This is a genomic window from Streptomyces sp. N35 (assembly GCF_016464295.1).
GTDB lineage: Bacteria > Actinomycetota > Actinomycetes > Streptomycetales > Streptomycetaceae > Streptomyces.
In genome coordinates this window covers 1-564 of record NZ_JAEIMH010000233.1, presented here as the reverse complement: position 1 = coordinate 564, position 564 = coordinate 1, and the positions used below count along the sequence as shown (strand labels likewise).

Sequence of the window (564 nt, the reverse complement as noted above, 5' to 3'; positions counted from 1 at the left end):
GGCAACATCTCCTACGACCCGGCCAACCACGACTTCATGGTCCGCACCCGCCAAGCCAAGATCGACGGCATCCAGGTCCCCGACCTCGAGGTCGACGACCCGACCGGCGAAGCAAGGCTCCTCGTCCTCGGCTGGGGCTCCACCTACGGCCCGATCACCGCTGCCGTACGACGGCTTCGTACCGCCGGACAGAGCGTGGCGCAGGCCCATCTGCGACACCTCAACCCGTTCCCGCGGAATCTCGGCGAGGTCCTGAAGCGTTACGACAAGGTAGTGGTGCCCGAGATGAACCTCGGTCAGCTCGCGACGCTGCTGCGCGCGAAGTTCCTGGTCGACGCCATCTCGTACAACCAGGTCAACGGCATGCCGTTCAAGGCCGAGCAGCTCGCCACGGCTCTCAAGGAGGCCATCGATGGCTGAGACGATCACGGAAGGTCCGGGCACGATCGAGGCGCTTTCCCTCGTGCCGAAGGCCGAGGCCAAGCAGTCCATGAAGGACTTCAAGTCCGATCAGGAAGTGCGCTGGTGCCCCGGCTGCGGTGACTACGCGGTGCTCGCCGCGGT

Annotated in this window: 2 pseudogenes; both read left to right on the top strand. The window is 65.6% G+C overall.

Features of this window, described 5'->3' with window-relative positions:
* Positions 1-420, top strand: a pseudogene (locus JAO81_RS42015) (2-oxoglutarate ferredoxin oxidoreductase subunit alpha); the annotation flags it as partial.
* Positions 413-564 (top strand): annotated as a pseudogene (locus JAO81_RS42010) (2-oxoacid:ferredoxin oxidoreductase subunit beta); the annotation flags it as partial. The pseudogenes JAO81_RS42015 and JAO81_RS42010, both read left to right, overlap by 8 nt.